The organism is Shewanella sp. 125m-1 (genome assembly GCF_052977065.1).
In genome coordinates this window covers 13,231-36,610 of the sequence record NZ_JBRILT010000038.1, presented here as the reverse complement: position 1 = coordinate 36,610, position 23,380 = coordinate 13,231, and the positions used below count along the sequence as shown (strand labels likewise).

The following is a 23,380-nucleotide window of genomic DNA, read 5'->3' as shown; positions in this document are numbered from 1 at the left end:
AGAATTACTATGCTCTTCACTCGTTGCAAACCACATGGTCTTGTATGTTCCCGACATACATAAGACATTTCCTCCATCCCTGAAGGTCAGATGTGGTGAATGTCATTACTGCACGACTATATGGATATAGGAGGTAGAGTAACGCAGGAGCAGTTACCGATGAGCATTTAATGACCTTGTCTCAGTGCCGCTAAACTCTTGCTGAGCGACCAAATCTTTATACTGATTGGTATAACAGGCCAACTATGATCTTAGCTGGTTGCGAGCAGCATGACCTTGCATCGTACTGACATTAAATAAGCATCTTTCCGATATATTGAATTCACACTCTACGAATCTCAGTATTGAACGGCTATATAGGTATAGCAGGTAAAATATACAGGAGGGATGGAGCAGGTAAAGTCTAGCTGGAACCGTTACCGAAGATGGCTGAAACATGGAGCCATCAATATCATTTTTACAGAAGCATTAGACCCACTCTGAATCATCGCATGTTTATACTTAATGAGTATCGAGCGGTTTCTAAAGAGGGGAAGCATATTAAATTAATTTATTTCAGGCATAAAAAAGGCCGAACTATTGTTCGGCCTTTTAAAACTAAGACTTATTTACTCTGCAGTGTCTTCAACAGCTTCAGCTGCTTCAGGACGACCTACTAGTTCAATATACGCCATAGGCGCTTTATCACCAGTACGTAGACCGCACTTAAGAATACGGGTATATCCACCAGGACGTTCCTGGAAACGTGGACCCAATTCAGTAAATAACTTACCAACGACTTCAGCGTCGCGAGTACGAGCAAATGCCAAACGGCGGTTTGCAACGCTATCACTCTTAGCAAGTGTTATTAGAGGTTCAACTACGCGACGCAGTTCTTTCGCTTTAGCTACAGTAGTTTTAATCACTTCGTGACGAACTATTGAGCAAGCCATGTTACGGAACATAGCTTGACGATGACTGCTGTTACGGTTTAGTTGACGACCACTCTTACGATGGCGCATGACCTAATCCTTATTACCTATATCTGTACTAATCTGGACTTAAAGGTCGTCTGCTAAACTAGCTGGAGGCCAGTTTTCCAGACGCATACCTAACGACAGTCCGCGAGACGCTAAAACATCCTTAATTTCAGTAAGAGATTTCTTACCTAAGTTAGGAGTCTTAAGCAGCTCAACTTCAGTGCGTTGTACCAGATCGCCGATGTAATGAATCGCTTCAGCCTTCAAACAGTTGGCTGAACGTACAGTTAGCTCTAAATCGTCGACAGGACGCAACAATATCGGATCGAACTCCGGCTTCTCTTCTACTGGTGCAGTCTCAGTCACATCACGTAACTCAACAAACGCATCAAGCTGTTCAGCAAGAATTGTTGCAGAGCGACGGATAGCTTCCTCAGGATCGATAGTACCATTTGTGGTCATATCAATAACGAGTTTGTCTAAGTCTGTACGCTGCTCAACACGAGCTGCTTCTACATTGTATGCAATGCGAGCAACAGGTGAGAACGAAGAATCAACCAACAAACGGCCGATAGGGCGATCATCGTCTTCGGTTTGTGCACGGGCAGAAGCCGGTACATAACCACGACCACGCTCTACGCGGATACGCATGCTGACGTCATTATTACCTGTCAAATGACAGATAACATGGTCAGGATTCATGATAGTAACATCACCATCATGCGTGATATCTGCTGCAGTAACAGGGCCTGCGCCTGACTTACTTAGCGTAAGCATAGCTTCGTCTTTCCCTTCGATAACTACTGCCAAACCTTTAAGGTTTAGTAGTATCTCAAGGATATCCTCTTGCACGCCTTCCTTGCTACTGTATTCATGCAGTACACCATCAATCTCTACTTCGGTAACCGCGCAGCCTGGCATAGACGACAATAGGATACGACGCAACGCGTTACCTAGAGTGTGACCAAAACCACGCTCAAGCGGCTCCAGTGTAACCCTGGCACGTGTTGGATTAACCTGCTCGATATCAACGAGACGCGGTTTAAGAAATTCTGTAACAGAACCCTGCATTGTGTCCTCTCTTTTGTTTTAACCTTACTTAGAGTAAAGTTCGACGATCAGCTGTTCGTTAATTTCCGCAGACAAATCACTACGCTCAGGAATGCGCTTGAAAGCACCTTCCATCTTAGTGTTGTCAACTTCAACCCATGTTGGCTTTTCGCGTTGAGCCGACACTTCTAAAGCCGCTTTAATACGAGCTTGAGTGCGAGACTTTTCACGAACGCTCACTACATCATTCGCAGACACTTTGAATGATGGAATGTTAACGACGCTACCATTAACCATAATTGACTTATGGCTAACTAGCTGACGTGATTCAGCGCGTGTTGCACCAAAGCCCATGCGATAAACAACGTTATCTAGACGGGTTTCTAAAAGAGTAAGTAGGTTTTCACCAGTGTTACCTTTAGTACGTGCAGCATCTTTGTAGTAGTTACGGAATTGCTTTTCTAGCACACCATAAATACGACGAACTTTTTGTTTCTCGCGTAGCTGAACACCATACTCAGACAGACGGGTCTTACGAGCGCCGTGTTGTCCAGGTGCAGTTTCAAGCTTACACTTCGAATCGATTGCTCTCACGCCGCTTTTTAGGAAAAGGTCTGTACCTTCTCTGCGGCTGAGCTTGAGCTTTGGACCCAAGTATCTTGCCATGTTCTTTCTCCAACTATCCTATTAAAAACGACGAATTAAACGCGACGTTTCTTAGGAGGACGACAACCATTATGAGGGATAGGCGTCACATCGGTAATGTTAGTAATCTTATAACCAACCGAGTTTAGTGCACGAATCGCTGATTCGCGTCCTGGACCTGGACCCTTCACAAAAACTTCTAGGTTTTTAACACCGTAGTCCTGAGCAGCAGTACCTGCACGCTCAGCAGCAACCTGTGCAGCAAATGGGGTAGATTTACGTGAACCACGGAAACCTGAACCACCAGAAGTTGCCCAAGATAGTGCGTTACCTTGACGATCTGTAATGGTAATAATTGTGTTGTTGAAAGACGCATGGATATGCGCCATACCATCAGCAACCTGTTTACGTACACGCTTACGCGGAGAACGTGACGGAACTTTAGCCATTCTGGATTACCCCGTTACTTTCTGATTGGTTTACGTGGACCTTTACGCGTACGCGCATTGGTCTTAGTACGTTGCCCACGAAGGGGAAGGCTACGACGATGGCGAAGGCCACGGTAACAACCAAGGTCCATAAGACGCTTGATGTTCATGGAAACTTCACGACGTAAATCACCTTCTACAATGTAGTTGGCAACTTCTTCGCGTAGAGTATCAATTTGAGCTTCGCTCAATTCCTTGATCTTAGCATCTTCAGCAATAGAAGTAGCCGCGCAAATAGCTTGTGCGCGAGTACGACCGATGCCGTAGATAGCAGTCAATGCAATGACTGTATGCTTTTGATCAGGAATGTTAATGCCAGCGATACGGGCCACTATGCACTCCTTAAGTTAAAGGTCATCTGTGAAAAGCCCGGTAGGATACTCGACAGACGACAATTTAGCAAATAATATTTTGACCAGCCCGGACTGGGCTGGTCAATTTTTGTTTAGCCTTGACGCTGTTTGTGTTTAGGTTCAACACAAATCACACGTACAACGCCACTACGCTTTACGATCTTGCAGTTACGGCAGATCTTCTTCACGGAAGCTCGAACTTTCATTTCATCACTCCGAGATTGCTATCTTAGCGACCAAAGCGATCTAAATTCGCTTTGTTTACCAAGTTAGCCTTCTTCATTACAGACTCATACTGATGAGACATCATATGCGTCTGAACCTGAGCCATGAAGTCCATGATTACGACTACCATAATTAGTAGTGAAGTACCGCCAAAATAGAACTGTACTTTCCACGCAATTAACATGAACTCCGGAATTAAGCAGATAAAGGTTATATATAACGCGCCAGCTAATGTTAGGCGGGTCATAACTTTATCAATATAACGCGAAGTCTGTTCTCCAGGACGAATCCCGGGAATAAACGCACCACTCTTCTTCAAGTTATCTGCTGTTTCGCGAGGGTTAAATACCAACGCAGTATAGAAGAAACAGAAGAAAATAATCGCTGTTGCATATAATAATGAGTACAGCGGTTGTCCTGGTGACACAGCCAGTGAAAAATCACTTAACCATGACATGGACTCATTTTGACCAAACCACTGAGCCAGTGTGCCTGGGAACAAAATGATGCTGGACGCAAAAATAGGCGGGATGACACCAGCCATATTAATCTTAAGCGGTAAGTGAGTGCTCTGCGCTGCAAAAACCTTACGGCCCTGCTGACGCTTTGCATAGTTAACAACGATACGACGTTGTCCACGCTCAACGAAAACCACAAAATAAGTAACAGCGAAAACAATCACTGCTAGCAACAACAATACTAGTACATTCAAGTCGCCTTGACGCGCCTGCTCGGCTGTTTGGCCGATAGCAGATGGCAGACCAGCAACAATACCTGCGAAAATAAGAATCGAGATACCGTTACCTATGCCTCTTTCGGTAATTTGCTCACCTAGCCACATTAGGAACATTGTTCCTGTCACTAAGCTCACTACAGCAACGAAGTAGAAACTGAATCCTAGGTTAACAACTAACCCTGGAACCAAGTTTGGTAGACCTGTTGCGATACCGATTGCCTGGAACGTACCCAGGACCAATGTGCCGTATCGAGTATATTGACTGATTTTCTTTCTTCCCGACTCGCCTTCTTTTTTCAATTCAGCAAGTGCAGGATGAACCACAGTCAACAACTGCATTATGATCGATGCCGAAATATACGGCATGATACCTAATGCGAAGATAGAGGCACGTTCAAGGGCACCACCAGAGAACATGTTAAACATGCCTAGGATGGTCCCCTTTTGCTGATTAAACAGCTCTGCTAATACAGCAGCGTCAATACCAGGAATTGGTACAAACGAACCGGCTCTAAAGACGATAATTGCACCAATCACGAACAGGAGACGGGTTTTCAATTCTGATAAACCGCCTTTCGCGCTTTTTAAATCAAGTCCTGGTTTTGCCATCGACGTATTATTCCTCGATCTTGCCACCGGCAGCTTCAATAGCTGCACGTGCACCTTGGGTTACCTTCAGACCTTTAACGGTCACAGGGCGCTCAATGGTACCTGAAAGAACGATTTTAGCAAACTGTATGTTGCGAGTAACTAGATTCGCATCTTTCAGCGCATTTAGGTCGATAACATCACCGTTAACTTTAGCCAACTCGCTAATGCGAATTTCGGCAGATACCAACGCTTTACGCGAGGTAAAACCAAACTTAGGCAAACGAATCTTAAGTGGCATTTGACCACCCTCGAAACCGACGCGAACGCCGCCACCAGAACGAGACTTCTGGCCTTTGTGACCACGGCCACAAGTTTTACCAGTGCCTGAACCGATACCGCGACCTACACGCTTAGCTGCTGACTTAGCACCTGCAGCAGGTGATAGAGTATTTAGACGCATCTTATACTTCCTCCACCGAAACCATGTAGTAAACCTTGTTAATCATACCGCGAACTGAAGGAGTATCTTCTAGTTCAACAGTGTGATTAATGCGGCGTAGACCAAGACCTGTCAAAGTTGCACGGTGCTTTGGTAAGCGGCCGATTGAACTTTTAGTCTGAGTTACTTTAAGTGTTTTAGTAGCCATGGTGCATTAACCTCGAATTTCAGTAACATTCAGGCCACGCTTAGCTGCGATTTGTGAAGGTGATTTCATATTCACCAACGCATCGACAGTAGCGCGAACGATGTTAATCGGGTTAGTAGAACCGTATGCTTTTGACAGAACGTTATGAACGCCTGCTACTTCCAATACGGCACGCATTGCGCCACCGGCAATAATACCGGTACCGTCAGAGGCTGGTTGCATGTAAACACGTGAACCAGTGTGACGACCCTTTACAGGGTGGTGCAAAGTACCATTGTTCAATTCAACGTTTACAATGTTACGGCGAGCCTTTTCCATTGCTTTCTGAATTGCTGCTGGTACTTCACGCGCTTTACCATAGCCATAACCGACTTTACCGTTACCATCACCCACTACAGTTAGTGCAGTGAAGCTAAAGATACGTCCGCCTTTAACTACTTTAGAAACACGATTTACTGCAACTAATTTCTCTTGCAGATCGTCTTTTTGCTGTTGAGCTTCAAATTTAGCCATTTTTCATCATTCCTTAGAACTTGAGGCCAGCTTCACGAGCAGCGTCTGCTAATGCAGCAACGCGTCCGTGATACTTGAAGCCGGAACGATCGAATGCAACTACAGCTACGCCTTTTTCGATAGCGCGCTCAGCAACGGTTTTACCCACTACTTTAGCTGCATCTACGTTACCTGTGTACTTTAGCTGCTCGGTTACTGCTTTTTCAGCAGTAGAAGCTGCCGCCAACACTACGTTTTCAGGGCTAATGACCTGAGCGTAAGTGTGACGTGGTGTACGATGTACAACCAGACGATTAACGCCCAGCTCTTGGATCTTCTTACGGGCACGTAGAGCGCGGCGTAAGCGAGATGTTTTCTTATCCATATCGTATTACCTTACTTCTTCTTAGCCTCTTTACGGCGTACTTGTTCGTCAGCATAGCGAACACCTTTACCTTTGTAAGGCTCTGGTGGACGGTAACCGCGAATCTCAGCTGCTACTTGTCCGATCAACTGCTTATCAGTACCAGAAAGTACGATTTCAGTTTGTGATGGACATTCAGCTGTTACGCCGTCAGGAAGTTTGTGAACCAAAGGATGTGAAAAACCTAGAGTCAAATCGATATCTTTACCGGCAAGTTTTGCACGGTAACCAACACCAACTAACTGTAGCTTCTTAACGAAACCGTCAGTAACACCAACAACCATGTTGTTGATTAATGCACGAGCTGTACCAGCTTGAGCAGCGGTTTTAGCGCTTTCAACTGGTGAACACTTGATTTCATTGTCTTCAACAACAACAGAAACGTCAGAGTTAATAACTCGAGTCAAACTACCTTTAGTACCTTTTACGGTGATAGTTTGTTCGTTTAAAGTCACTTCTACGCCTGCAGGGATAGCGACTGGTGCTTTTGCGACACGAGACATTGCTAGCTCCTTATGCTACGTAGCAGATAACTTCCCCGCCCATGCCATTTTGGCGGGCAGTACGATCAGTCATCAAACCTTGAGAAGTGGACACAATAGCGACACCCAGTCCGCCCATAACCTTTGGAAGTTCGTTTTTACCTTTGTAAATACGAAGACCAGGACGGCTAACGCGCTGGATAGTCTCAACGACTGGCTGACCTTGGAAATACTTTAAAGTGATTTCCAATTCAGGCTTGGCTTCATCTGCTACGGCGTAGTCAGTGATATAACCTTCTTCTTTAAGCATTTTCGCGATAGCGATTTTAAGCTTAGCAGAAGGCATCTTCACAGATACGTGTTTAGCAGCTTGGCCGTTACGAATACGTGTTAACATATCCGCAATAGGATCTTGCATGCTCATATTAGCTTACTCCGTGACAAGTGCTTACCAGCTGGCCTTGCGTAGACCAGGAACTTCACCGCGCATAGTTGCTTCACGTAATTTAATACGGCTAAGGCCGAATTTACGCAGGAAACCATGTGGGCGACCAGTTTGACTACAGCGATTGCGCTGACGCGCCGCGCTAGAGTCACGTGGTAGAGCTTGTAACTTAAGTACTGCATCCCAACGATCATCATCAGATGTTGCTGGACTGCTAATGATAGCTTTAAGTGCAGCGCGCTTTTCAGCGAACTTTGCTACGAGCTGTGCACGTTTTGCTTCACGTGCTTTCATTGAACTTTTTGCCATTACGCTACCCTTATTTCTTGAATGGGAAGTTAAAGCCTTCGAGCAAAGCTCGGCCTTCTTCATCATTCGTCGCAGAAGTAGTGATTACAATATCCATACCGCGGATCTTATCGATTTTATCGTATTGGATCTCTGGGAAGATGATTTGCTCACGTACGCCCATCGCATAGTTACCACGGCCATCGAACGACTTAGCGCTCAAACCACGGAAGTCACGAATACGAGGGATCGCGATATCAACTAAACGCTCTAAGAATTCCCACATACGCTCACCGCGCAGTGTAACCTTACAGCCAATTGGGTAGCCTTCACGGATTTTAAAACCAGCAACTGACTTACGAGCTACAGTCACTACTGGCTTCTGACCAGCGATAGCAGTCATGTCACGAAGCGCATGCTCCATAACTTTCTTATCTGCTACTGCTTCGCCAACACCCATATTAAGGGTGATCTTTTCAATCCGAGGGACTTGCATGACACTGGTAAAACCAAACTTGGTTACAAGTTCAGGACTAACAGTCTCTTTGTATTTATCATGCAGTTTCGCCATCGTTTACTCCAAATTACTTAACGAGTTCACTGTTCGACTTAAAGAAACGAACTTTTTTGCCGTCTTCAAATCGGAAACCAACGCGATCAGCTTTGCCAGTGGCAGAGTTGAAAATCGCTACGTTTGATGCTTGTATCGGTGCTTCTTGCTCAACAATACCGCCAGCTACGCCCAATTGTGGGTTTGGCTTTTGGTGTTTCTTGACAAGGTTAAGACCTTCTACAATTAATTTACCAGTTGGAAGAACCTGAGAAACCTTACCGCGTTTACCCTGGTCTTTACCTGCTAGTACAATTACTTCGTCTTGACGACGTATTTTAGCTGCCATTTTGAAGCTCCTTACAGTACTTCTGGTGCCAATGACACAATCTTCATAAACTGCTCAGTACGCAGCTCACGTGTCACAGGTCCAAAGATACGAGTACCAATCGGTGCAAGGTTTGCGTTAAGCAATACCGCTGCGTTCCGATCGAAGCGAATGACAGAACCGTCTGGACGACGTACGCCTTTCTTAGTACGGACTACCACCGCGTTATATACATCACCTTTCTTCGCTTTACCGCGAGGAATAGCTTCTTTAACAGAAACCTTGATGACGTCGCCGATACCGGCATAACGACGATGAGAGCCACCCAAGACCTTAATACACTGAACTCTACGAGCGCCGCTATTACAGGCGACTTCTAGAGTCGATTGCATTTGGATCATTTTAAGTGCTCCGCTATCGTTACTTCACAATCCCACAAAGGGGCTACATTTTACCCTAATTCTGACTTTAATTTAGTCAAAATTGGCGCGCAAGTGTAACACCTAAAAATAGGAATAGATAGTACTAATAATAAAAACGGCCCCAACTTTAGGAGCCGTTCGTTTAAGTGCTTAATAAAATTAAGCTTTTCTTATTACTTCAACCAGAGTCCAAGACTTAGTCTTAGACAGCGGACGACATTCGCGAATAGTCACGACATCGCCAGCATTACACTGATTTTGTTCGTCATGTGCATGGATCTTAGTAGTACGCTTGATAAACTTACCGTATAAAGGGTGTTTTACCTTACGTTCAATAGCTACAGTGATAGACTTGTCCATCTTGTCGCTAAGTACTCGACCTTGCAAAGTACGGATAGTATCAGACATTATGCACCCGCCTTAGAAGTAATAATGGTCTTAACGCGCGCAATGTTGCGACGCACGATTTTAAGCTGATGAGTCTGAGTCAACTGACCAGTGGCGTGTTGCATACGCAGATTAAACTGCTCACGCAGCAGACCAAGCAGTTCAGCGTTCAATTCTTCAACGCTCTTTTCTGTTAGTTCGCTCGCTTTCATTACATCACCGTCTTAGTTACGAAGGTAGTCTTCAGAGGTAGTTTAGCAGCAGCTAGGGTGAAAGCTTCACGAGCTAACTCCTCAGATACACCATTCATCTCGTAAAGAACCTTACCAGGTTGAATCTGGCAAACCCAATATTCAACGTTACCCTTACCTTTACCCATACGCACTTCAAGAGGCTTAGAGGTAATTGGCTTGTCAGGGAATACGCGAATCCAGATCTGACCTTGACGTTTAATGTGACGTGTCATAGCACGACGCGCAGCTTCAATTTGACGAGCAGTTAGACGACCACGTCCAACAGCTTTCAAACCGAATTCACCGAAGCTAACTTCAGTGCCGTTCGCTAGACCGCGGTTACGGCCCTTGAACATTTTGCGAAACTTCATTCTTTTTGGTTGCAGCATTGCCAGCTCTCCTATTTACCGCGAGGCTTACGCTTCGGCTGCTGTTTCGGCTCTTCGTGCTGAGGTAGAACGCCGTCTAGAACTTCGCCTTTGAAGACCCAAACTTTAACGCCAATCACACCGTATTGAGTGTGACTCTCAGAAGTAGAATAGTCGATATCAGCACGCAGTGTATGCAAAGGTACACGACCTTCACGATACCACTCTGAACGCGCAATCTCAGCGCCGCCTAGACGGCCACTCACTTCAACTTTGATACCCTTAGCACCAAGACGCATTGCGTTTTGAACTGCGCGCTTCATAGCACGACGGAACATAACACGACGCTCTAGCTGCGAAGCGATGCCATCGGCAACAAGCTTAGCATCTAGCTCAGGCTTACGGATCTCAGCGATGTTGATTTGAGCTGGAATACCAGTCAGCTTTGCAACTGCGTTGCGTAGCTTCTCAACGTCTTCGCCTTTCTTACCAATCACAACACCTGGACGGGCAGTGTGAATAGTAACGCGAACACTCTTTGCTGGACGCTCGATAACAATCTTAGAAACTGATGCTTGCTTAAGTTTCTTTTCAAGAAACTTACGCACTTCCCAGTCACTGCTCAAGTTATTGGCATAGTCTGACTTGTCAGCGTACCAGGTCGAGATCCAAGGCTTAGTGATACCCAGACGGATACCATTAGGATGTACTTTCTGTCCCATTGCTAACTCCTAGCGATCTGATACAACCACAGTAATGTGGCTGGTACGCTTGATTATACGATCAGCACGGCCTTTGGCACGTGGCATGATACGTTTCATAGTTGGACCTTCATCGATCATAATCGCTCCAACTCTTAATTCGTCAATGTCAGCACCTTCATTGTGCTCAGCATTGGCGATAGCAGAGTCCAGTACTTTTTTAACAAGTACTGCAGCTTTCTTAGGGCTGAAAGTTAGAATTTCGAGAGCCTTAGCAACAGGCAGTCCACGGATTTGATCTGCAACCAAACGACACTTTTGAGGCGACGTACGGGCAAAACGATGTTTAGCTAAAACTTCCATCTTATGTCTCCCGTATTAACGCTTCTTCGCTTTCTTATCTGCAGCATGGCCGCGATAAGTGCGAGTTGGTGAAAATTCACCAAGCTTGTGGCCGATCATTTCGTCAGTTACGAACACAGGTACGTGCTGACGACCATTATGGACAGCGATGGTCATTCCAATCATGTTAGGAATGATCATAGAGCGACGAGACCAAGTTTTAATTGGCTTTTTATCTCCCGCTTCCATCGCTTTCTCTACCTTCTTCAGCAAGTGTAGGTCAATGAATGGACCTTTCTTGAGAGAACGTGGCATGGCGAATCCTCTTACTTTTTATTGCGACGACGTACAATGTACTTGTCGGTGCGTTTATTACTACGAGTCTTATAACCCTTAGTAGGCTGACCCCAAGGTGATACAGGGTGACGGCCACCAGAAGTACGGCCTTCACCACCACCATGTGGGTGATCTACTGGGTTCATTGCAACACCACGAACTGTTGGGCGTACGCCTCTCCAGCGTTTAGCACCTGCTTTACCTAACTGGCGTAGCATATGCTCGGCATTACCAACTTCACCCAATGTCGCGCGGCAATCAACCGGCACTTTACGCATTTCGCCAGAGCGAAGACGTAGAGTGGCGTATGCGCCATCACGAGCAATAACTTGTACATAAGCACCAGCTGAACGCGCGATTTGAGCACCTTTAGCAGGCTTCATTTCTACTGCGTGTACTACGCTACCCACTGGGATATTGCGTAGAGGCAGTGCGTTACCGCTCTTGATCTCTGCATCGATACCTGACTGGATCTTATCACCAGCTTTCATGCCTTTAGCAGCAAGAATATAACGACGCTCACCATCAGCGTATAGTACCAAAGCGATGTTAGCTGTACGGTTTGGATCATATTCCAAACGCTCAACCTTCGCAGGGATACCGTCTTTGTTACGCTTAAAGTCGATTAGACGATAATGTTGCTTATGACCACCACCAATGTGACGGACAGTGATACGACCCGTATTATTACGGCCACCACTTTTTGATTTTTTCGCCAACAGGCCTGCAAAAGGTTTACCTTTATGCAAATCGCTGTTCACCACTTTAACTAAGTGGCGACGACCTGGAGAGGTTGGCTTACACTTAATAACTGCCATGATAATTCTCCTTTGCCTTATTCAGCGCCGCCGACGAAATCGATGTCAGCACCTTCAGCTAGAGTAACATAGGCTTTTTTCCAATCGCTACGACGGCCAACACGGGCGCCGGTGCGTTTAGTTTTACCTTTGTTAACCAAAGTGCGAACTGAATCGACTTCAACTTCGAATAGCTGTGCTACTGCAGCTTTAACTTCAGCTTTAGTTGCATCGATAGCTACACGGAAAACAACTGTATTGTTCTTCTCTGCATTCACAGTGCTCTTTTCAGAGATGTGTGGAGCAAGAATAACTTTTAACAAACGTTCTTCGCTTATCATCCCAGCATCTCCTCGATTTGCTTAATAGCTTCAGCGGTTACGAGTACTTTGTTGAATGCGATAAGGCTAACTGGATCAATACCAGCAACATCACGTACGTCAACTTTGTACAAGTTACGAGCAGCTAAGAACAAGTTCTCGTCAACTTCTGGAGTAACAATCAACACGTCTTCAAGTTGCATTTCGTTCAGTTTAGCTTTTAGCTCTTTAGTTTTAGGAGCTTCAACGCCAAATGACTCAACAACGATAAGACGGTCTTGACGTACCAATTCAGAGAAAATGCTTTTCAGCGCTCCGCGGTACATCTTTTTGTTAACTTTTTGGCTGTGATCTTGTGTTTTAGCAGCGAATGTTACGCCACCGCCACGCCAGATTGGGCCTTTAACAGTACCAGCACGTGCGCGGCCAGTACCTTTTTGGCGCCATGGCTTCTTGCCAGAGCCAGTTACTTCTGCGCGAGTCTTTTGAGCACGAGTGCCCTGACGCGCGTTTGCAGCGTAAGCTACAACTACCTGATGAACCAGTGCTTCATTAAAGTCACGGCCAAAGGTAGCTTCGGAAACTTCAAGAGCACTCTGTGCGTCTTTCAATACCAATTCCATTACTATCTCCTCAGACCTTAAGCTTTAACAGCTGGTTTGATGATCAGGTCGCCATTAGTAGCGCCTGGAACTGCACCCTTAACCAAAAGCAGGTTACGTTCAGCATCTACACGAATTACTTCTAGATTCTGTGTCGTAACACGCTCTGCACCCATGTGGCCAGACATTTTCTTACCTTTGAAAACGCGACCAGGTGTTTGGTTTTGACCAATAGAACCGTTAGCTCTATGTGCCAGTGAGTTACCATGTGTTGCATCTTGAGTAGCGAAGTTCCAGCGCTTAATACCGCCTTGGAAGCCCTTACCCTTAGATTGACCAGTAACATCAACTTTCGCTATGTCAGCGAAGATATCTACATTAAGCTCAGCACCAACTTCGATGCCCTCGCCTTCACCATCTGCCAAACGCATTTCCCATAAACCACGACCGGCTTCAACGCCTGCCTTAGCAAAGTGACCTGCTTCTGGTTTAGTGATGCGATTAGCTTTTTTGGTACCAGTAGTAACTTGAAGTGCACGGTAACCATCTGTATCCAAAGTTCTCACTTGGGTTACGCGGTTAGCAGCAATTTCAATTACTGTTACAGGTACCGACGCGCCATCTTCATTGAAGATGCGAGTCATACCTACTTTACGACCGATAAGACCGATAGCCATCTCTCAAACCTCTTCTAAGGATCTCAATTAACCCAAGCTAATCTGAACGTCAACACCAGCCGCAAGATCTAAACGCATAAGTGCGTCTACAGTCTTTTCAGTCGGCTCAACGATGTCAACAAGACGCTTGTGAGTACGTAGTTCGTACTGATCACGTGCATCTTTATTAACGTGTGGAGAAGTCAAAATGGTATAACGTTCTTTACGCGTTGGTAGTGGAATTGGACCACGAACCTGCGCGCCGGTACGCTTAGCAGTTTCAACGATTTCCGCAGTAGACTGATCAATCAAACGATGATCAAATCCTTTTAAGCGGATACGGATTCTTTGGTTCTGCATTGACCAGAGCTCCTAAAATGTACACAAAAAAATCACCCTCTAGCAATTTTCCTTATAGAAAAAGCAGAGTGAGATGATTTAACCGTTCGACTCACAATCGGAGTCGCTGTTTTTTTTACGTCAAACCCGAAGGCAGACCAATTTAAATCGCCTAATGGTTAAGGCGAGGGGCTATTATACTGATTTCATCGCTGAGATCAAGCCCGTTGTTTGAAATACCGTCAAATTGACTCATTTCAACAAAGTGGCGTCATTATACACAGTCAGATCTGGAATGCTAGCCCTGCCCTCACTTTTCTTCAGGCAACAAAAAAGGCAGCCTAAGCTGCCTTTTTCAGTATCGAGTTAAGACGATTGCTAATTAAGCAACGATCTCAGCTACAACACCAGCACCAACTGTACGGCCACCTTCACGGATTGCGAAGCGTAAACCTTCGTCCATCGCGATTGGAGCAATAAGAGTTACTGTCATAGCTACGTTGTCACCAGGCATTACCATCTCTACGCCTTCTGGCAATTCGATAGTACCGGTTACGTCAGTTGTACGGAAGTAGAACTGTGGACGGTAGCCTTTGAAGAATGGAGTGTGACGTCCGCCTTCTTCTTTAGACAGAACATAGATTTCTGACTTGAAAGTAGTGTGTGGAGTGATTGAACCAGGTGCAGCCAATACTTGACCACGTTCAACGTCTTCACGCTTGATACCACGTAGAAGAACACCACAGTTCTCGCCGGCACGACCTTCGTCAAGAAGCTTACGGAACATTTCAACACCAGTACAAGTAGACTTAGTTGTATCTTTGATACCAACGATTTCTACTTCTTCACCAACTTTGATGATACCGCGCTCTACACGACCAGTAACAACAGTACCACGACCAGCGATTGAGAAAACATCTTCGATTGGAAGAATGAATGCACCATCGATAGCACGCTCTGGCTCAGGAATATAAGTATCTAGTGCTTCTGCAAGCTCAAGGATCTTAGCTTCCCACTCTGGCTCGCCTTCAAGGGCTTTAAGCGCAGAACCTTGGATAACTGGTAAGTCATCACCTGGGAAGTCATATTCAGTTAGAAGTTCACGAACTTCCATTTCTACTAGCTCTAGAAGCTCTTCGTCATCAACCATGTCACACTTGTTCATGAATACGATGATGAATGGTACGCCAACCTGACGTGAAAGCAGGATGTGCTCACGAGTTTGTGGCATTGGACCATCTGTAGAAGCAACTACTAGGATTGCGCCGTCCATCTGTGCAGCACCAGTGATCATGTTTTTAACATAATCGGCGTGACCAGGACAATCTACGTGTGCGTAGTGACGTGCTGGAGTATCATATTCGATGTGAGAAGTATTAATTGTAATACCGCGCTCACGCTCTTCTGGAGCGTTATCGATCTGTGCGAAATCACGTGCAGTACCACCGTAAGTCTTCGTTAACACAGAAGAGATAGCAGCAGTTAGAGTAGTTTTACCATGGTCAACGTGTCCGATAGTACCAACGTTAACATGCGGTTTTACGCGTTCAAATTTTTCTTTAGCCACGATATATTCCTTTCTTTTCAGAAAATGCTCGGCTTAAAACCGAGCAATAGCAATTAAGTATATCAACAATAGAGTGAGACAGTTTAGCCTCTGGCCTCTATTATTGCTTTAGTAACATTTTGCGGTGCATCAGAGTACTTCAAAAACTCCATAGAGTATGAGGCACGTCCCTGACTAGCAGAGCGCAAGTCGGTTGCATAACCGAACATTTCAGATAACGGTACTGTTGCATGCACAAGTTTAACACCTGCAATGCCATCATCCATACCTTCAATAAGGCCACGACGACGGTTCAAGTCTCCGACCACATCACCCATATAATCTTCAGGTGTTGTAACTTCAACTTTCATGCAAGGTTCAAGTAAGGCAGGGTCTGCTTCAAGCGCACCCTTTTTAAAGCCCATTGAACCAGCGACTTTAAAGGCCATTTCGTTCGAGTCCACATCATGATATGAACCGTCATACAAAGTAACCTTTATGTCGAGAACAGGGAAGCCAGCTAATACGCCGCTCTTCATCTGCTCTTGAATACCCTTATCAACTGCTGGGATGTATTCCTTAGGAACCACACCACCAACAATGTCGTTGACGAATTCGTAACCAAAACCTTCTTCTTGAGGCTCTAGTTTCAACCAAACGTGACCGAATTGACCTCGACCACCAGATTGACGTACGAATTTACCTTCGACTTCCACTGTTTTGCGGATAGTCTCACGATATGCAACTTGTGGTTTACCTACATTACATTCAACACCGAACTCGCGACGCATACGGTCTACGATGATGTCTAAGTGTAGCTCACCCATACCAGAGATCAGTGTTTGTCCCGATTCTTCATCAGTCTCAACACGGAATGACGGATCTTCCATTGCAAGTTTTTGCAATGCCATCCCCATCTTGTCCTGGTCTGCCTTGGTTCTTGGTTCAACAGCGATAGTAATTACAGGCTCAGGAAACTCCATGCGCTCTAGAATTACTTTGTGATCGATATCGCACAATGTATCGCCAGTAGTCACGTCTTTAAGACCAATAAGAGCTGCGATGTCGCCAGCGCGCACTTCTTTAATCTCTTGACGATCATTAGCGTGCATTTGCACCATACGACCAATACGTTCACGCTTTTGCTTAACAGAGTTATAAACGCCAGCACCTGACTCCAATACGCCTGAATAAACACGAATAAAGGTTAAGGTACCCACGAATGGGTCTGTTGCAATCTTAAATGCTAACGCCGCAAATGGAGCATTATCGTCAGCTTGACGACAAGTCTCTTCTTCATTGTCATCAATCCCCTTAATTGCGGGAACTTCGACAGGCGATGGCAGAAAATCTACCACAGCATCAAGAACCGCTTGTACACCCTTGTTCTTAAATGCAGAACCACAGGTTGCCAATACGATTTCATTGTTTAAGGTGCGTATACGTAGTGCCTTTTTGATCTCATCTTCTGAAAGTTCCCCATCTTCTAGGTACTTTTCCATCAATTCTTCTGTCGCTTCAGCTGCACTCTCAACCAAATACTCGCGCATTTCTGCTGCTTTCTCGGCTAAATGCTCTGGGATAGCTTCATAAGAGAAAGTCATTCCCTGATCTTCTTCAGACCAGTTAATCGCTTTCATTTTGATCAAATCGATAACACCGTTAAAATCCTCTTCCGCACCAATATTCATTTGAATCGGTACACAAGTCGCACCAAGGCGATTACGGATCTGGTCGACTACGCTATCAAAGTTTGCACCTGCGCGGTCCATCTTATTGACGAACACTAAGCGCGGCACATGATACTTATCAGCTTGTCGCCAAACAGTCTCAGATTGAGGTTCTACCCCTGATGAGCCACAAAAAACAACCACAGCACCATCAAGTACTCTCAAAGAACGCTCTACTTCAATAGTGAAGTCAACGTGACCCGGAGTGTCGATGATGTTTATGCGGTGCTCAGTGAACTGCGCATCCATTCCGCGCCAGAAAGTAGTCGTTGCGGCTGAGGTGATGGTAATACCACGTTCCTGCTCTTGTTCCATCCAATCCATAGTGGCACAGCCATCATGAACTTCACCGATCTTATGAGATAAGCCAGTGTAGAACAGAACACGTTCAGTTGTAGTGGTTTTACCAGCATCAACATGAGCACAGATACCGATATTACGGTAGCGCTCAATTGGAGTTGTACGAGCCACGATTTATACCCTCTTAGCTTAATCTGAGTGTTAGCAATGCAAGTAAGGCGTGGGGTATAACCCACGCCAAGATATTACCAGCGGTAATGAGCAAACGCTTTGTTTGCTTCTGCCATACGATGCACGTCTTCGCGCTTCTTAACAGCAGTACCTTTGTTTTCAGATGCGTCTAACATTTCACCTGCTAGACGTAAAGCCATAGATTTTTCACCACGCTTACGTGCAGCTTCAACCAACCAGCGCATCGCTAGTGCGTTACGACGCACTGGACGAACTTCACATGGTACCTGGTAAGTAGAACCACCAACACGACGAGATTTAACCTCGACTGATGGACGTACGTTGTCCAGGGCTGCTTCAAGGATTACTAAATGATCTTCGCCTTTCTTTTCAGACGCAGTATCTAGTGCCTTGTAGATAATTTTTTCTGCAGTCGACTTTTTGCCGTCCTGCATAATGACGTTGATGAACTTAGCCAGCAACTCACTTTTGAACTTTGGATCTGGTAGGATTTTACGTTGTCCTACAACGCGACGTCTTGGCATAACAATTTCTCCGTATGCTTCAGGGACCCCAAAACTGGAATCTCAATAAAAACTAGCTTGGCCTTACTTAACGGAAAACGTTAAGACTTAGGACGCTTAGCACCGTACTTAGAACGACCTTGACGACGTTCACTTACACCAGCACAGTCTAATGCGCCGCGTACAGTGTGGTAACGCACACCCGGTAAGTCTTTTACACGACCGCCACGGATTAGAATTACGCTGTGTTCCTGCAGGTTGTGGCCTTCACCGCCGATGTACGAAGTAACTTCGAAACCGTTAGTTAGACGCACACGAGCTACTTTACGTAGTGCAGAGTTAGGTTTTTTAGGTGTTGTTGTATATACGCGAGTACAAACACCACGCTTTTGTGGACACGCAGCTAGCGCAGGAACGTTAGTCTTATCGACTTTCGGTGCGCGAGGCTTACGTACCAACTGGTTTACAGTTGCCATGTATAGCTCCGAATCAGTTGACTAAATCAACAGTAAGGTGTGAAAAATCTATATCCCACAGGTGTGGGACGCGAAATTTTAGAAGTGTATGGAGTATCTGTCAAGAAATAGACAACTTTTAACCGATTTAAAGTAAAAAAAAGGCGCTAAACGCGCCTTTTTTACAATCTATTTACTTTTCAGCACCGATTAATCGTTGCTACCAGCTAGATTAAGTAGATCAGCAAGATTCTGCTCAGCTTCACTTGCGCTAATCGCTGGCGCTTCAGAAGCCGCAGGTTTAACTGCAGCTTCAGCACGCTTCTGGTGGTATGAGTAACCCGTACCAGCAGGGATTAGACGACCAACAATTACGTTCTCTTTTAGACCACGTAACTTATCGCTCTTACCACCAACAGCCGCTTCAGTAAGAACACGAGTGGTCTCCTGGAACGATGCTGCAGAGATGAACGATTCTGTTGCTAGTGACGCCTTGGTAATACCAAGAAGTTCACGCTCGAATGTTGCTGGCTGCTTACCCTGCGCTTCAAGTTCGCGGTTGGCGATCTTAACGCGAGAAACTTCCGCCTGTTCACCCGGTAGGAATTCACTATCACCAGCGTCTACGATCTCACACTTACGCAGCATCTGGCGAATGATCACCTCAATGTGCTTATCGTTGATCTTAACGCCCTGTAGACGGTAAACGTCCTGTACTTCATTCACGATGTAGTTAGCCACATTGTGGATACCACGTAGACGTAGAATGTCGTGAGCTGCTTCTGCACCATCAGCAATAACTTCACCGCGTTCAACTTTTTCACCTTCGAACACGTTAAGGTTACGCCACTTAGGGATCATCTCTTCATAGTGCTCACCACCATCAGCTGGGGTGATAACTAGACGACGCTTACCTTTGGTTTCTTTACCGAACGAGATAGTTCCCGATACTTCAGCAAGAATAGCAGGCTCTTTTGGCTTACGCGCTTCAAATAAGTCCGCAACGCGTGGTAGACCACCGGTAATATCGCGAGTCTTTGAAGATTCTTGAGGAATACGTGCTAATGCATCACCAACGTTAATTGGTGCGTTATCGTCAAGGTTAACAATCGCTTGTCCAGGCAAGAAGTATTGCGCTGGTACTTCAGTACCGGGGATCATCAAATCGCTACCATCAGCAGCAACTAGACGGATCATCGGACGCATCTCTTTACCAGCTGTTGGACGTTGACCAACTTCAAGCACTACGATTGAAGATAGACCCGTTAGTTCGTCTGTTTGACGTGTCATAGTGACACCTTCAATCATATCTACGAACTTAATACTACCCGCCACTTCAGTGATAATTGGGTGAGTATGCGGATCCCACTTAGCGATAATTTCGCCAGCAGCAACACCATCATCTTCCAATTTCTCAAGAACTGTACCGTAAGGAACCTTATAACGTTCTTTCTCACGGCCAAGCTCATCAATAATTGCAAGTTCAGAAGAACGAGAAACAATTACCAATTTGCCGTTGCTGTTAGTTACAAACTTAGCGTTGTGTAACTTAAGCGTACCAGAGTTCTTAACTTGAACATTGTTCTCTGCAGAAGCTCGTGATGCCGCACCACCGATGTGGAAAGTACGCATCGTAAGCTGTGTTCCTGGCTCACCAATTGACTGAGCAGCAACAACACCAATCGCTTCGCCTTGGTTAATGATATGACCACGAGCCAAATCACGACCGTAACAGAACTTACAAACGCCGAAGTCTGTATCACAGCTAATCACTGAGCGAACAATCATTTCATCGATAGAATTCTCTTCGATGATGTCACACCATGCTTCGTCAAGAAGCGTGTTGCGCGGTACAAGTACTTGTTCAGTACCAGGCTTCAACACATCTTGTGCAACAACACGACCAAGAACACGTTCACGTAACGGCTCAACTACATCACCACCTTCAATCAGCGGTTTCATAGTTAGACCTTCAAACGTGCCACAGTCATCTTCAATTACAACTAAATCTTGAGCAACGTCAACTAGACGACGAGTTAGGTAACCAGAGTTAGCTGTCTTCAATGCCGTATCCGCAAGACCTTTACGCGCACCGTGAGTAGAAATAAAGTACTGAGATACGTTTAGACCTTCACGGAAGTTAGCGGTAATTGGAGTCTCGATGATTGAACCATCTGGTTTAGCCATCAGACCACGCATACCCGCCAACTGACGGATCTGTGCAGCACTACCACGAGCGCCCGAGTCAGCCATCATATAGATGCTGTTAAACGATTCTTGCTGTTCCTCAACGCCATCACGGTTAATCACTGTCTCTGTAGACAGGTTAGCCATCATCGCTTTAGAAACTTTCTCGTTGGCACTTGCCCAGATATCAATTACTTTGTTGTAACGCTCACCAGCAGTTACTAGACCAGATTGGAACTGCTCTTGAATTTCAAGAACTTCCGCTTCAGCATCAGCAACTAAGGTGTATTTCTCATCAGGAATAACCATATCGTCGATACCTACAGAGGCACCTGACACAGTTGCATAATGGAAACCGGTATACATCAATTGGTCAGCAAAGATAACGGTATCTTTAAGACCTAGTTGACGGTAACAAGTGTTCAATAGCTTAGAGATCTGCTTCTTACCCATGTTTTGGTTAACCAAATCATAAGAAAGACCTTTAGGCAGGATCGTTGAAAGCAATGCACGACCAACCGTTGTATCTACGATACGACGTGTCTTCACTTTTTCGCCAGCTTCAGTGGTCGCAGTCTCGGTAATACGTACCTTAACGCGAGCGTGTAGCTCTGCAACACCGGTGCGGTAAGCTTTTTCAACTTCAGCCACATCAGCAAATGCCATGCCTTCACCCTTGCCGTTAATTCGCTCACGGCTCGTGTAGTAAAGACCCAATACAACGTCTTGAGATGGTGTAATCACCGGCTCACCGTTTGCTGGTGACAAGATGTTGTTGGTCGACATCATTAGTGAACGTGCTTCTAACTGCGCTTCAAGCGTTAGTGGCACGTGAACAGCCATTTGGTCACCGTCGAAGTCGGCGTTGTATGCCGCACAAACCAATGGGTGAAGCTGAATCGCTTTACCTTCGATTAGTACTGGCTCAAACGCCTGGATACCTAGTCTGTGCAGTGTTGGTGCACGGTTAAGCATCACTGGGTGTTCGCGGATCACGTCATCTAGTACGTCCCAAACTTCTGGAACTTCGCGCTCAACCATCTTCTTTGCAGCTTTAATAGTTGTAGCTAGGCCACGACCTTCTAGCTTGCCATAGATGAATGGCTTAAATAACTCAAGTGCCATCTTCTTAGGAAGACCACACTGGTGTAGACGTAAAGTTGGACCTACGGTAATTACCGAACGACCAGAATAGTCAACACGCTTACCTAGCAAGTTCTGACGGAAACGACCTTGCTTACCTTTGATCATATCAGCCAAAGATTTAAGCGGACGCTTGTTAGAACCTGTAATAGCACGACCACGACGGCCGTTATCTAATAGCGCATCAACAGATTCTTGCAACATACGCTTTTCGTTACGTACGATGATATCTGGAGCAGCTAGGTCTAACAGACGCTTTAGACGGTTGTTACGGTTGATTACACGACGGTAAAGGTCGTTCAAATCAGACGTAGCAAAACGTCCGCCATCTAGTGGAACTAGAGGACGTAGATCTGGTGGCAGAACCGGTAACACTTTAAGGATCATCCACTCAGGCTTGTTGCCAGAAGTGAAGAATGCCTCAATAAGCTTAAGACGCTTAGTGACCTTCTTACGACGAGTTTCAGAATTGATAGATGGCAATTCTTCGCGCATCATTTCAATTTCTTTCTCAAGATCGATAGCACGTAGCAATTCTAGAACTGCTTCAGCACCCATCTTGGCGTCGAATTCATCGCCGTACTCTTCCAATGCATCCAGATAGTTTTCTTCTGTTAGCATTTGACCACGTTCAAGACTGGTCATGCCAGGCTCGATTACTACGAAAGATTCGAAGTAAAGTACACGTTCGATATCACGAAGAGTCATGTCTAGCATCAAACCGATACGTGACGGAAGAGACTTCAAGAACCAAATGTGCGCAACAGGGCTAGCAAGATCGATGTGACCCATACGTTCACGACGTACTTTAGTCTGTGTAACTTCAACGCCACACTTTTCACAGATCACACCACGGTGCTTAAGACGCTTATACTTACCGCATAAACATTCATAATCTTTTACAGGACCAAAAATACGCGCACAGAACAAACCTTCACGCTCAGGCTTGAATGTACGGTAGTTAATGGTTTCTGGCTTCTTAACTTCACCAAATGACCAAGAACGGATCAGATCAGGCGACGCTAGGCCGATCTTGATACCTTCAAATTCCTCAGTCTTACTTTGCTGTTTTAGAAACTTTAATAAATCTTTCACGTTTCTCTCCTGAAGGAGTTAAA

The 23,380-nt window shown here is 45.5% G+C and carries 33 protein-coding genes; all 33 read right to left on the bottom strand.

Annotation, left to right across the window (positions count from 1 at the left end):
- Positions 1-608: 608 nt before the first annotated feature.
- Positions 609-1,001 carry a 50S ribosomal protein L17 gene (gene rplQ, locus ACVBIK_RS15495; protein WP_012153479.1) on the bottom strand — a complete coding sequence of 131 codons (393 nt, stop codon included), beginning with the start codon at positions 999-1,001 and terminating at the stop codon, positions 609-611.
- Between the two features lie 39 nt (positions 1,002-1,040).
- Complete coding sequence (locus ACVBIK_RS15490; protein WP_012279167.1) at positions 1,041-2,030, bottom strand: DNA-directed RNA polymerase subunit alpha; 990 nt, start codon at positions 2,028-2,030, stop codon at positions 1,041-1,043.
- 24 nt (positions 2,031-2,054) lie between these two features.
- Positions 2,055-2,675 carry a 30S ribosomal protein S4 gene (gene rpsD / locus ACVBIK_RS15485; RefSeq protein ID WP_012153477.1) on the bottom strand — a complete coding sequence of 207 codons (621 nt, stop codon included), beginning with the start codon at positions 2,673-2,675 and terminating at the stop codon, positions 2,055-2,057.
- Between the two features lie 35 nt (positions 2,676-2,710).
- On the bottom strand, positions 2,711-3,103 hold the full coding sequence (gene rpsK / locus ACVBIK_RS15480; RefSeq protein ID WP_012153476.1) for a 30S ribosomal protein S11: 393 nt from the start codon (positions 3,101-3,103) through the stop codon (positions 2,711-2,713).
- Between the two features lie 14 nt (positions 3,104-3,117).
- Positions 3,118-3,474, bottom strand: coding sequence for a 30S ribosomal protein S13 (gene rpsM / locus ACVBIK_RS15475; RefSeq protein ID WP_012153475.1), 357 nt, complete (start codon positions 3,472-3,474; stop codon positions 3,118-3,120).
- A 113-nt stretch (positions 3,475-3,587) separates the two neighbouring features.
- Entirely contained in the window at positions 3,588-3,701 is a 114-nt protein-coding gene (gene rpmJ / locus ACVBIK_RS15470) for a 50S ribosomal protein L36 (RefSeq protein ID WP_006083579.1), read from the bottom strand.
- Between the two features lie 23 nt (positions 3,702-3,724).
- Positions 3,725-5,065, bottom strand: a complete 1,341-nt coding sequence (secY, locus tag ACVBIK_RS15465) for a preprotein translocase subunit SecY (RefSeq protein WP_012153474.1) — start codon at positions 5,063-5,065, stop codon at positions 3,725-3,727.
- 7 nt (positions 5,066-5,072) lie between these two features.
- A complete protein-coding gene (gene rplO / locus ACVBIK_RS15460; protein WP_012153473.1) occupies positions 5,073-5,507 on the bottom strand; it encodes a 50S ribosomal protein L15 in 435 nt (144 codons plus the stop codon).
- Between the two features lies 1 nt (position 5,508).
- The gene (rpmD, locus tag ACVBIK_RS15455) at positions 5,509-5,694 is read right to left on the bottom strand and encodes a 50S ribosomal protein L30 (protein WP_020912153.1); all 186 of its coding nucleotides are present in this window, start codon (positions 5,692-5,694) and stop codon (positions 5,509-5,511) included.
- A gap of 6 nt (positions 5,695-5,700) precedes the next feature.
- A complete protein-coding gene (gene rpsE / locus ACVBIK_RS15450) occupies positions 5,701-6,207 on the bottom strand; it encodes a 30S ribosomal protein S5 (protein WP_012153471.1) in 507 nt (168 codons plus the stop codon).
- Positions 6,208-6,220: 13 nt separating this feature from the next.
- Complete coding sequence (rplR, locus tag ACVBIK_RS15445) at positions 6,221-6,571, bottom strand: 50S ribosomal protein L18 (RefSeq protein ID WP_012153470.1); 351 nt, start codon at positions 6,569-6,571, stop codon at positions 6,221-6,223.
- Between the two features lie 11 nt (positions 6,572-6,582).
- Positions 6,583-7,113 (bottom strand): 50S ribosomal protein L6, encoded by a 531-nt coding sequence (rplF, locus tag ACVBIK_RS15440; protein ID WP_012153469.1) that lies wholly within the window; start codon positions 7,111-7,113, stop codon positions 6,583-6,585.
- Positions 7,114-7,123: 10 nt separating this feature from the next.
- Entirely contained in the window at positions 7,124-7,516 is a 393-nt protein-coding gene (rpsH, locus tag ACVBIK_RS15435; protein WP_012153468.1) for a 30S ribosomal protein S8, read from the bottom strand.
- A 24-nt stretch (positions 7,517-7,540) separates the two neighbouring features.
- A complete protein-coding gene (gene rpsN, locus ACVBIK_RS15430; RefSeq protein WP_447162246.1) occupies positions 7,541-7,846 on the bottom strand; it encodes a 30S ribosomal protein S14 in 306 nt (101 codons plus the stop codon).
- A 10-nt stretch (positions 7,847-7,856) separates the two neighbouring features.
- Positions 7,857-8,396, bottom strand: a complete 540-nt coding sequence (gene rplE, locus ACVBIK_RS15425) for a 50S ribosomal protein L5 (RefSeq protein ID WP_447162245.1) — start codon at positions 8,394-8,396, stop codon at positions 7,857-7,859.
- Between the two features lie 13 nt (positions 8,397-8,409).
- The gene (gene rplX / locus ACVBIK_RS15420) at positions 8,410-8,724 is read right to left on the bottom strand and encodes a 50S ribosomal protein L24 (protein WP_012279173.1); all 315 of its coding nucleotides are present in this window, start codon (positions 8,722-8,724) and stop codon (positions 8,410-8,412) included.
- Between the two features lie 11 nt (positions 8,725-8,735).
- Positions 8,736-9,104, bottom strand: coding sequence for a 50S ribosomal protein L14 (gene rplN, locus ACVBIK_RS15415; RefSeq protein ID WP_011863976.1), 369 nt, complete (start codon positions 9,102-9,104; stop codon positions 8,736-8,738).
- 180 nt (positions 9,105-9,284) lie between these two features.
- Positions 9,285-9,533, bottom strand: a complete 249-nt coding sequence (rpsQ, locus tag ACVBIK_RS15410) for a 30S ribosomal protein S17 (RefSeq protein ID WP_447162244.1) — start codon at positions 9,531-9,533, stop codon at positions 9,285-9,287.
- Positions 9,533-9,724, bottom strand: a complete 192-nt coding sequence (gene rpmC / locus ACVBIK_RS15405; protein WP_012144642.1) for a 50S ribosomal protein L29 — start codon at positions 9,722-9,724, stop codon at positions 9,533-9,535. The genes rpsQ and rpmC overlap by 1 nt, the downstream gene beginning before the upstream one ends.
- The gene (gene rplP, locus ACVBIK_RS15400; RefSeq protein WP_012279176.1) at positions 9,724-10,134 is read right to left on the bottom strand and encodes a 50S ribosomal protein L16; all 411 of its coding nucleotides are present in this window, start codon (positions 10,132-10,134) and stop codon (positions 9,724-9,726) included. The genes rpmC and rplP overlap by 1 nt, the downstream gene beginning before the upstream one ends.
- 11 nt (positions 10,135-10,145) lie before the next feature.
- Positions 10,146-10,835, bottom strand: a complete 690-nt coding sequence (rpsC, locus tag ACVBIK_RS15395) for a 30S ribosomal protein S3 (protein ID WP_012153461.1) — start codon at positions 10,833-10,835, stop codon at positions 10,146-10,148.
- A 9-nt stretch (positions 10,836-10,844) separates the two neighbouring features.
- Positions 10,845-11,177 (bottom strand): 50S ribosomal protein L22, encoded by a 333-nt coding sequence (rplV, locus tag ACVBIK_RS15390; RefSeq protein ID WP_012144645.1) that lies wholly within the window; start codon positions 11,175-11,177, stop codon positions 10,845-10,847.
- A 15-nt stretch (positions 11,178-11,192) separates the two neighbouring features.
- Positions 11,193-11,471, bottom strand: a complete 279-nt coding sequence (gene rpsS / locus ACVBIK_RS15385; protein ID WP_011863970.1) for a 30S ribosomal protein S19 — start codon at positions 11,469-11,471, stop codon at positions 11,193-11,195.
- Positions 11,472-11,482: 11 nt separating this feature from the next.
- On the bottom strand, positions 11,483-12,310 hold the full coding sequence (gene rplB, locus ACVBIK_RS15380) for a 50S ribosomal protein L2 (protein WP_012153460.1): 828 nt from the start codon (positions 12,308-12,310) through the stop codon (positions 11,483-11,485).
- A gap of 17 nt (positions 12,311-12,327) precedes the next feature.
- Complete coding sequence (gene rplW / locus ACVBIK_RS15375; RefSeq protein ID WP_012153459.1) at positions 12,328-12,630, bottom strand: 50S ribosomal protein L23; 303 nt, start codon at positions 12,628-12,630, stop codon at positions 12,328-12,330.
- Complete coding sequence (rplD, locus tag ACVBIK_RS15370) at positions 12,627-13,232, bottom strand: 50S ribosomal protein L4 (RefSeq protein ID WP_012153458.1); 606 nt, start codon at positions 13,230-13,232, stop codon at positions 12,627-12,629. The genes rplW and rplD overlap by 4 nt, the downstream gene beginning before the upstream one ends.
- 17 nt (positions 13,233-13,249) lie before the next feature.
- Positions 13,250-13,888: a 50S ribosomal protein L3 gene (rplC, locus tag ACVBIK_RS15365; RefSeq protein WP_012153457.1), complete on the bottom strand. Its 639-nt coding sequence runs from the start codon at positions 13,886-13,888 to the stop codon at positions 13,250-13,252.
- A gap of 27 nt (positions 13,889-13,915) precedes the next feature.
- Positions 13,916-14,227: a 30S ribosomal protein S10 gene (gene rpsJ, locus ACVBIK_RS15360; protein WP_005503530.1), complete on the bottom strand. Its 312-nt coding sequence runs from the start codon at positions 14,225-14,227 to the stop codon at positions 13,916-13,918.
- Between the two features lie 361 nt (positions 14,228-14,588).
- Positions 14,589-15,773 carry an elongation factor Tu gene (gene tuf, locus ACVBIK_RS15355; RefSeq protein WP_447170043.1) on the bottom strand — a complete coding sequence of 395 codons (1,185 nt, stop codon included), beginning with the start codon at positions 15,771-15,773 and terminating at the stop codon, positions 14,589-14,591.
- A gap of 83 nt (positions 15,774-15,856) precedes the next feature.
- Positions 15,857-17,953 carry an elongation factor G gene (gene fusA / locus ACVBIK_RS15350; RefSeq protein WP_447162242.1) on the bottom strand — a complete coding sequence of 699 codons (2,097 nt, stop codon included), beginning with the start codon at positions 17,951-17,953 and terminating at the stop codon, positions 15,857-15,859.
- A gap of 74 nt (positions 17,954-18,027) precedes the next feature.
- Positions 18,028-18,498 (bottom strand): 30S ribosomal protein S7, encoded by a 471-nt coding sequence (rpsG, locus tag ACVBIK_RS15345; RefSeq protein WP_012153455.1) that lies wholly within the window; start codon positions 18,496-18,498, stop codon positions 18,028-18,030.
- Positions 18,499-18,578: 80 nt separating this feature from the next.
- Positions 18,579-18,953 carry a 30S ribosomal protein S12 gene (gene rpsL, locus ACVBIK_RS15340; RefSeq protein WP_012153454.1) on the bottom strand — a complete coding sequence of 125 codons (375 nt, stop codon included), beginning with the start codon at positions 18,951-18,953 and terminating at the stop codon, positions 18,579-18,581.
- A gap of 189 nt (positions 18,954-19,142) precedes the next feature.
- Positions 19,143-23,357, bottom strand: a complete 4,215-nt coding sequence (gene rpoC, locus ACVBIK_RS15335; protein WP_447162241.1) for a DNA-directed RNA polymerase subunit beta' — start codon at positions 23,355-23,357, stop codon at positions 19,143-19,145.
- Positions 23,358-23,380 lie beyond the last annotated feature (23 nt).

Coding starts and splice junctions, on each gene's coding strand:
- rplQ (WP_012153479.1), bottom strand. CDS start 1,001: ATGCGCCATCGTAAGAGTGGTCGTCAACTAAACCGTAACAGCAGTCAT.
- ACVBIK_RS15490 (WP_012279167.1), bottom strand. CDS start 2,030: ATGCAGGGTTCTGTTACAGAATTTCTTAAACCGCGTCTCGTTGATATC.
- rpsD (WP_012153477.1), bottom strand. CDS start 2,675: ATGGCAAGATACTTGGGTCCAAAGCTCAAGCTCAGCCGCAGAGAAGGT.
- rpsK (WP_012153476.1), bottom strand. CDS start 3,103: ATGGCTAAAGTTCCGTCACGTTCTCCGCGTAAGCGTGTACGTAAACAG.
- rpmJ (WP_006083579.1), bottom strand. CDS start 3,701: ATGAAAGTTCGAGCTTCCGTGAAGAAGATCTGCCGTAACTGCAAGATC.
- secY (WP_012153474.1), bottom strand. CDS start 5,065: ATGGCAAAACCAGGACTTGATTTAAAAAGCGCGAAAGGCGGTTTATCA.
- rplO (WP_012153473.1), bottom strand. CDS start 5,507: ATGCGTCTAAATACTCTATCACCTGCTGCAGGTGCTAAGTCAGCAGCT.
- rpmD (WP_020912153.1), bottom strand. CDS start 5,694: ATGGCTACTAAAACACTTAAAGTAACTCAGACTAAAAGTTCAATCGGC.
- rpsE (WP_012153471.1), bottom strand. CDS start 6,207: ATGGCTAAATTTGAAGCTCAACAGCAAAAAGACGATCTGCAAGAGAAA.
- rplR (WP_012153470.1), bottom strand. CDS start 6,571: ATGGATAAGAAAACATCTCGCTTACGCCGCGCTCTACGTGCCCGTAAG.
- rplF (WP_012153469.1), bottom strand. CDS start 7,113: ATGTCTCGTGTCGCAAAAGCACCAGTCGCTATCCCTGCAGGCGTAGAA.
- rpsH (WP_012153468.1), bottom strand. CDS start 7,516: ATGAGCATGCAAGATCCTATTGCGGATATGTTAACACGTATTCGTAAC.
- rpsN (WP_447162246.1), bottom strand. CDS start 7,846: ATGGCAAAAAGTTCAATGAAAGCACGTGAAGCAAAACGTGCACAGCTC.
- rplE (WP_447162245.1), bottom strand. CDS start 8,396: ATGGCGAAACTGCATGATAAATACAAAGAGACTGTTAGTCCTGAACTT.
- rplX (WP_012279173.1), bottom strand. CDS start 8,724: ATGGCAGCTAAAATACGTCGTCAAGACGAAGTAATTGTACTAGCAGGT.
- rplN (WP_011863976.1), bottom strand. CDS start 9,104: ATGATCCAAATGCAATCGACTCTAGAAGTCGCCTGTAATAGCGGCGCT.
- rpsQ (WP_447162244.1), bottom strand. CDS start 9,533: ATGTCTGATACTATCCGTACTTTGCAAGGTCGAGTACTTAGCGACAAG.
- rpmC (WP_012144642.1), bottom strand. CDS start 9,724: ATGAAAGCGAGCGAACTAACAGAAAAGAGCGTTGAAGAATTGAACGCT.
- rplP (WP_012279176.1), bottom strand. CDS start 10,134: ATGCTGCAACCAAAAAGAATGAAGTTTCGCAAAATGTTCAAGGGCCGT.
- rpsC (WP_012153461.1), bottom strand. CDS start 10,835: ATGGGACAGAAAGTACATCCTAATGGTATCCGTCTGGGTATCACTAAG.
- rplV (WP_012144645.1), bottom strand. CDS start 11,177: ATGGAAGTTTTAGCTAAACATCGTTTTGCCCGTACGTCGCCTCAAAAG.
- rpsS (WP_011863970.1), bottom strand. CDS start 11,471: ATGCCACGTTCTCTCAAGAAAGGTCCATTCATTGACCTACACTTGCTG.
- rplB (WP_012153460.1), bottom strand. CDS start 12,310: ATGGCAGTTATTAAGTGTAAGCCAACCTCTCCAGGTCGTCGCCACTTA.
- rplW (WP_012153459.1), bottom strand. CDS start 12,630: ATGATAAGCGAAGAACGTTTGTTAAAAGTTATTCTTGCTCCACACATC.
- rplD (WP_012153458.1), bottom strand. CDS start 13,232: ATGGAATTGGTATTGAAAGACGCACAGAGTGCTCTTGAAGTTTCCGAA.
- rplC (WP_012153457.1), bottom strand. CDS start 13,888: ATGGCTATCGGTCTTATCGGTCGTAAAGTAGGTATGACTCGCATCTTC.
- rpsJ (WP_005503530.1), bottom strand. CDS start 14,227: ATGCAGAACCAAAGAATCCGTATCCGCTTAAAAGGATTTGATCATCGT.
- rpsG (WP_012153455.1), bottom strand. CDS start 18,498: ATGCCAAGACGTCGCGTTGTAGGACAACGTAAAATCCTACCAGATCCA.
- rpsL (WP_012153454.1), bottom strand. CDS start 18,953: ATGGCAACTGTAAACCAGTTGGTACGTAAGCCTCGCGCACCGAAAGTC.